The organism is Nostoc sp. (genome assembly GCF_036919595.1).
Classification (GTDB): domain Bacteria; phylum Cyanobacteriota; class Cyanobacteriia; order Cyanobacteriales; family Nostocaceae; genus Nostoc.
In genome coordinates, this window is record NZ_JBALCO010000104.1 from 1 (window position 1) to 6607 (window position 6607).

At 42.2% G+C, this 6607-nt stretch carries 6 protein-coding genes and 2 pseudogenes; 2 read left to right on the top strand and 6 right to left on the bottom strand.

The genetic code is table 11. The features are described 5' to 3' along the window. The first annotated feature begins 473 nt into the window (after positions 1 to 473). Positions 474 to 2243 carry an iron uptake porin gene (locus V7K21_RS16125; RefSeq protein ID WP_335175853.1) on the top strand — a complete coding sequence of 590 codons (1770 nt, stop codon included), beginning with the start codon at positions 474 to 476 and terminating at the stop codon, positions 2241 to 2243. Positions 2244 to 2599: 356 nt separating this feature from the next. Here the strand turns inward: V7K21_RS16125 and V7K21_RS16130 are convergent, their stop codons facing one another. Beyond that, a complete protein-coding gene (locus tag V7K21_RS16130; RefSeq protein ID WP_335175855.1) occupies positions 2600 to 2833 on the bottom strand; it encodes a hypothetical protein in 234 nt (77 codons plus the stop codon). A gap of 302 nt (positions 2834 to 3135) precedes the next feature. On the opposite strand from V7K21_RS16130, the gene pip reads away from it, so the two are divergent. After that, positions 3136 to 4083, top strand: a complete 948-nt coding sequence (pip, locus tag V7K21_RS16135; protein ID WP_335175857.1) for a prolyl aminopeptidase — start codon at positions 3136 to 3138, stop codon at positions 4081 to 4083. Positions 4084 to 4238: 155 nt separating this feature from the next. Here pip and V7K21_RS16140 read toward each other — a convergent pair whose 3' ends face one another. From V7K21_RS16140 to V7K21_RS16160, 5 genes and pseudogenes are all read right to left on the bottom strand, one after another. Further along, complete coding sequence (locus tag V7K21_RS16140; RefSeq protein ID WP_335175859.1) at positions 4239 to 4643, bottom strand: VOC family protein; 405 nt, start codon at positions 4641 to 4643, stop codon at positions 4239 to 4241. A gap of 18 nt (positions 4644 to 4661) precedes the next feature. After that, positions 4662 to 5051: pseudogene (gene miaE / locus V7K21_RS16145) on the bottom strand (tRNA isopentenyl-2-thiomethyl-A-37 hydroxylase MiaE); the annotation flags it as partial. A 39-nt stretch (positions 5052 to 5090) separates the two neighbouring features. Continuing rightward, positions 5091 to 5438 carry a hypothetical protein gene (locus tag V7K21_RS16150; protein WP_335175861.1) on the bottom strand — a complete coding sequence of 116 codons (348 nt, stop codon included), beginning with the start codon at positions 5436 to 5438 and terminating at the stop codon, positions 5091 to 5093. A gap of 195 nt (positions 5439 to 5633) precedes the next feature. Next, complete coding sequence (locus V7K21_RS16155) at positions 5634 to 6260, bottom strand: chemotaxis protein CheB (RefSeq protein ID WP_335175862.1); 627 nt, start codon at positions 6258 to 6260, stop codon at positions 5634 to 5636. Between the two features lie 112 nt (positions 6261 to 6372). Next, positions 6373 to 6513: pseudogene (locus tag V7K21_RS16160) on the bottom strand (polyphosphate kinase 2 family protein); the annotation flags it as partial. Positions 6514 to 6607 lie beyond the last annotated feature (94 nt).

Genomic DNA, 6607 nt, shown 5'->3' on the forward strand with positions numbered 1-6607 from the left:
GACCGTGCGGTTGAAATTCTCAATCAGGGTTTAAAAGATTTGGTTGAGGAAACTTCTAAACATAAAAATTCCTAATGATTCGCGTATGTCATTCGCGAACCAATCTTCCCTTTCCACATCCCGTGAAAAGTCAGGGTTATAAATAGGTTAAGTTTTTATCGATAAAAGTTAATTATTGGAAGTTTTTATTAATCTAGGACTTACGCATTGACAGGAAAAACGAAATATGAGTGATTTAACAAACCTGTCATAGGGAACATTGCTGTACTCCGTAAGCGCACGTCTATTTACCATCAAAGAATATTGATAAAAGCCTGAAACGACCTATGCATAGTAAATTCATACCATGATTAATTTGTACAGTGCATAAGTCCGATGCAATCTGATAAAATTTCCAACAAGTAAAATAACTACTTGTTCTCTTTTTCTTGAAGCCAGTGATTTTGGGTCTTTTTTGGGAAAGGAAAATAAAAATGTCTCATTTATTGTGGAAAACTCTGGTACTAAGTCCAGTAGTTTTGGGAGTGACGGTGTTGGTTTGTGCTAGGGCTATGGCTGCTGAAGTAGCAAGCTATTCTAAAGATATAAAGGCAAAAGTTACTCAGACAGAAGCACCAATAGCTTCTACTGCTTCAATATTCATTCAAACAGAGCAACCAAAAGTTAATCAGCAGTTGGTTGCCCAAAAGACTGATGATAAGGTTTTAGAAGAGGTTAACCGCTACAGCAGCGAAGGCAAGAACCAGAATTCACTGTCTCAAGTCACATCAGTTTCTCAGTTTTCTGATGTACAGCCGACTGACTGGGCATTCCAAGCTTTGCAATCCCTGGTTGAACGCTACGGTTGTATTGCTGGATACCCCAATAGCACTTACCGTGGCAACCGGGCATTGACCCGTTATGAGTTTGCCGCAGGTTTGAATGCTTGTTTAGATCGAGTTAATGAACTGATTGAGACAGCAACTGCTGACTTGGTATCAAAACAGGATTTGGCGACCCTCCAGCGTTTGCAAGAGGAATTCTCGGCAGAACTAGCAACTCTGCGTGGTCGAGTAGATGCTGTAGAAGCACGGACTGCTGAACTAGAAGCTAATCAGTTTTCAACTACCACAAAATTGGTGGGTGAAGCTATTTTTGCCGTTAGTGATATTTTTGGCGGTAACACTGGCGATGGTAACAATACTGTCTTCCAAGATAGGGTACGTTTAGATTTGCAAACCAGTTTCACTGGTAAAGATATTTTACACACCCGTCTTGCAGCCGGTAATGCACTAGCCTTTAATCAAGTGGATAATGCTGGTCTTCCTATTGATACTGCTGAAGGCACACAAACTTTTCAAATCGGCAGCACTGGTAACAACGGTGTGATTATAGACTGGCTAGCGTATTACGTACCCATAGGCCCAGTCCAAGCTTACTTTGCCGGCACCGGAGGTATTCATAGCGATTATGTTGCCACTAACAACCCTTACTTTGAGGACTATGATGGCGGTAATGGTGCTTTGTCTACCTTTGCTACTGAAAGTGCCATCTATCGCATTGGTGGTGGTGCCGGTGCAGCACTGACTTTAGCCTTTGGTAGCGGTGGCAGTTTTTTCAAACCAAGTTCACTGACTATAGGCTACTTGGCGTCAAATGCTAATAATCCTGGGCCAAATCTAGGTTTGTTGGAGGGTAACTATGCAGCTCTTGGACAGTTAAACTTTAGTGTTGGCGATCGCTTATCTATAGCTGCTACCTATGTTCACGGTTATCACGGTGCAGGTGGTAATTTATTTGATCTAGGTGGTGGTTTAGCTAGCACTAGCCGCGTCGTTGGCACTGCTCAAGCTAACACTCTAAGTACCCTAAACCCATCTTCCAGTAATTCCTATGGTGTGTCGGCAGCCTTCAGACCCAGCGACAAACTGTCAATTAGTGGCTTCATTTCTTACCACGATGTCACAGGTTTCGGTGCAAATGATGATTTTCAAGCTTGGAGCTACGGTCTTGGGGTAGCGTTGCCTGACTTTGGTAAAAAGGGTAACGTTTTAGGCATTTTTGCTGGTGCAGAACCCTATGCTTTTAACCGACCAGGTTTTGCTGGTAATGATATACCTTATCACTTTGAAGGCTTTTACAAGTATCGCGTGTCAGATAATGTCTCAATCACGCCTGGCGTGATTTGGTTGACCTCTCCTGGTCAAAACAGCGATAACGACGATGCGTTTATCGGTACGCTGAGAACAACTTTCACCTTCTAAAGGTTTACAGCAATTTGCTGTAGGGGTGCATAGCTATCATTGGTGTCAATTTAAGCCAAAACACGAGAGAAAACTCTCGTTTCTAGCCTCTGGCTGGAAATGCATTAAAAGCGGCTCTGCCGCAAATTCAGGAGGCGGCAGTCCCCACAACAGGTATTCCCAGCCAGAGGATCTTAATGAGAGTAAGAGTTAGGAGTTAGGAGTTATTAACCCACAATAGGTATTCCCAAATAGAGGCTCTTAATGAGAAAAAGCTTTTTCCCTTACTGGCTTTCACCTTAAAATGACACCAATGCATAGATGTCTGTTCTAGTAGTTCCTAGTAAGGATTTGTGTAAAAATAACCTGAACAAATTTTATGTAGAAGCTAGATTTAGCAAGCTATTCCAAATAAATTTTGTACAACTTATTTTTACATGATGCCTAAGTACGGTATGTTCCATTGTCAAGATGTGTTCCCAAATCCTGCGGATGAGAAATTCCCAAGCTTCATTCATCCGTTTTTCTGGCGGTTCGTTTGTCTGTCCCTGTCTGACTTCTTGCCATAGCGATCGCCCCTTGCTCAGTGAACTAATGATACTGGTTTTCAACTCATCCACACGAGGGCGATCGTAGCGCTATTAAGAAGCTGTGGCGATCGCACTATGCCACTCCCAAACACCTAAATACCTTTAACTGCCAAACTGGCTCAATAAAACCAAAGTATAATATCTGCTCATTGGGAGCATCTTTTTCCCCAATCAGGTTACAGTACCGAACACCGACTAGACACATCTGTTAGGATTTATTGCCAGAAAGAGGATGCAGCTTTTATATAAATAGTATCTAAATGTAGTGATGTGAAGAGACTAAAGTTGTTTCACAAAGACAAGTGATCGATAAAATATCCAAAATGCGAGAACTTTACCCAGCGATCGAGCCTTACTTAGAAGGTAGTTTACAGGTTTCTCACCTTCATACTATTCATTTTGAAGAGTCAGGAAACCCGCAAGGTCAACCCATCGTTTTGCTGCATGGGGGGCCTGGTGGTGGATGTCCACCTTTTTATCGGCAATATTTCCACCCAGAAAAATGGCGGTTGGTAATGTTTGACCAGCGCGGTTGTGGTCAAAGTACGCCCCATGCCGAATTACGAGAAAACACCACTTGGGATTTAGTCAGTGATATCGAAAAACTGCGCCAACATTTAGGTATAGAAAAGTGGGCGGTCTTCGGTGGTAGTTGGGGTAGCACTTTATCATTAGCCTACAGTCAAACCCATGCCTCTCGCTGCACGGGGTTAATTCTCCGTGGTATCTTCATGTTGAGACAAAAAGAGTTGCAATGGTTCTATCAAGAGGGTGCTAGCTATATTTTTCCTGATGCTTGGGAAGAATATGTCAAACCAATTGCGATCGCAGAACGTGATCAGATGATTGCAGCATATTACAAGCAGTTGACCAGTCCAGATTTAGAAATTCAATTAGCAGCAGCGCGTGCTTGGTCAATTTGGGAAGCTAGTACCAGTAGACTTTTCTTAGACCCAGAACTTATGCAAAAGTTTGGCGAGAATGAATTTGCTTCAGCTTTTGCTCGCATTGAATGTCATTATTTTATGAATAAAGGATTTTTTGAAACAGAAGATCAATTACTTTTAAATGTAGACCGCATTCGCCATATTCCGGCTGTAATTGTTCAGGGGCGCTATGATGTAGTCTGCCCAATGATATCAGCTTGGGAATTACATCGTGCTTGGCCAGAAGCAGAATTTATAGTCGTTCCTGATGCTGGGCATTCGATGAGTGAACCAGGAATTTGTAGTGCATTGATTGAAGCAACAGATAATATCGAGTTCTGTTGAATATTTAGCTTGGGGGATGGGGGAGTCCGCCAAAGGAAGAATCTAAAATTTGTCGGGTAGGGCGGATCGGAAAGTCCGCTTTTTGTTACGGGCGGGCTTTTTAGTTTACCCCAAAAAATTGGATAATTTATTTCTTGGAAATCCCTAAAGTTCAGTTAACTGACAATTCCTAGATTGTTGTAGATTTCGATAAGATTGCCATCAGGATCGCGAAAATGAGCAGTGCGGATTCCCCAGCTTGGGCGATCTTGTGGTTGAGTTACAACTATCACATTCTGATCCTTTACTTGTTTATAGACTTCATCCACATTATCAACTGCAAAAATCAAGACAATTTTATCTCGGTTGACAACATATGAAGGCTGTTCGATTCTTGGGACTACTTCAGCCATTGATTCTTTTTTGAACAAACCCAGTTTGAGATGTCCAGTATTAAACTCAGCATATCCGCTATCTTCATCGCCCCAATCGACATCAAATTTCAGCAGATCCCGGTAGAACAGAAAAGAATCTTTGTAGTTGGAGACAAGCAGTCTCAGGTGTGTTAGCTGAAGCTTCATATCTGTTGGGTTAGTCTACTAACTGTGAATTCTAGGTTTTGGGTGCAAAGTCGCCAGCAACTCACTTTCGACAATTGCTAATTCATCAAGCCGTTGCATGACAATTTCTTTGTCGAAGTAAGTAGCAGCTAAAACCCAATATATACCGTAGTGATGCGCTTCGGATACCATTAACCCCGGATAAAATTTTGCTAATTCTGGCTTTGGACAATGAGTAGCTAATAGTCCGAGGCGTTCGTAAGAGCGAGCTTCAATTAAACCAGTGACTAGCAAGGAATTCAGAAATCGCTCAGGTTCTTTAGGGCGGACAGTAGCTTTTAAAAGAGCGCCATAGGGAGGTGGTGGTAAAAGAGCCAGGGGAATATTTCGGCGTTCTAACCATTGGTTAATTAGCTCAAAGTGTTCTAGTCAGTAGATTTTTAAATTTGGGATCTCTTTCTTCGGGAATCATAAGGCAGGGGCAAGGGGGGCAGAGGAGTGGAATTCTGAACTGCGTCCTTTGAATATCAAAAACTCGTTGACGGAGTTTAAAGCCTCATTCACGAGTATCAAAAACTCGTTGACGGAGTTTAAAGCCTCATTCACGAGTATCAAAAACTCGTTGACGGAGTTTAAAGCCTCATTCACGAGTATCAAAAACTCGTTGACGGAGTTCAAAGCCTCATTCACGAGTATCAAAGACTCGTTGACGGAGTTCAAAGACTCATTCACGAGTATCAAAGACTTGTTGACGGAGTTCAAAGCTTTATTCATGAGTATCAAAGACTCGTTAACGGAGTTCAAAGACTCATTCACGAGTATCAAAGACTCGTTGACGGAGTTCTAAGCCTTATTCACGAGTATCAAAAACTCATGAAACTATGTTTACACTATATTTATAGTAAGTTGTATTCTGAACCACATATCTTTTCTACCCCCTGGTTACTAAGCGCAGTCGTTGGCACAGCCTCTGGTAGATAAGTATGCCCCTGCGCCCCTCTGCCTCTGAGCTTAGTCACATTCTCCCATGACCAAAGTCACTAAAGTGGGGGAAATTTTATTCAGGGGGAGAATAAAATCTACGTTGCCACTTTGAATCACAGCCGAGGGCATCCCGGAAAATTCAGCGGTTTCTATGTCTTGGACAATGACAGTACCGCCCATTTTTTTAATTGCCTCTACCCCGATCGTGCCATCACTACCCGTTCCAGTTAGCACAATGGCGATGGCTCTATTTTTGTAAGTGGCTGCAACCGATTCAAATAACAAGTCAGCCGAAGGACGTAAAAAACGTACCGATTCCGACTGTGATAAGGAAAGCGTGCCATCACCGTTAACCAACAAGTGATGATTGGGTGCAGCAATGTAAGCCGTTCCTGGGGTAAGGATATCTCCCTCCTCTGCCTGTTTGACGCTAATAGCCGTGTGCCAATTCAGAATTTCTGCCATGAGCGACGGATATTGCCGAGGAAGGTGTTGCACAATGGCGATCGCAGCTGTAAATTCTGCTGGTAAGGTCGATAGCACTTTAATTAAAGCAGTCACACCGCCTGCTGAGGCTGCGATCGCCACAATATCAAAAGCAGCATTAGTAAAGTAAGGTGGATGATTGTTGGCATTTTCCGCCATTTGAATCATGATTTTTAGGCTCTTATTATCTACCAAACTTGTTCTTTACAGAGAGAATAAATAAATTTTTGATTAATCATATTTGAGCAAATAAATTATACAATGTATTATTTAAAACAATTTACTTTTTTTTCTCTTTCTCTACTGATTTCATAGGTTCATCTTCCTGCTCTAGAATGCGTTTTGCTTCTAAAAGCTGCTGTCTATGTTCCTCACTCACTGTTGGGTATTGCAGATTTAGTTCTTGTAATTTTGTGCAGATATAGCAGCCGCCAGTACGGTTAGGACGCTATACTAAGAACATCTTCCATAGCATTCCGAAGGCAGTCAAATTGAATTAGCTGTTTACGAATTCG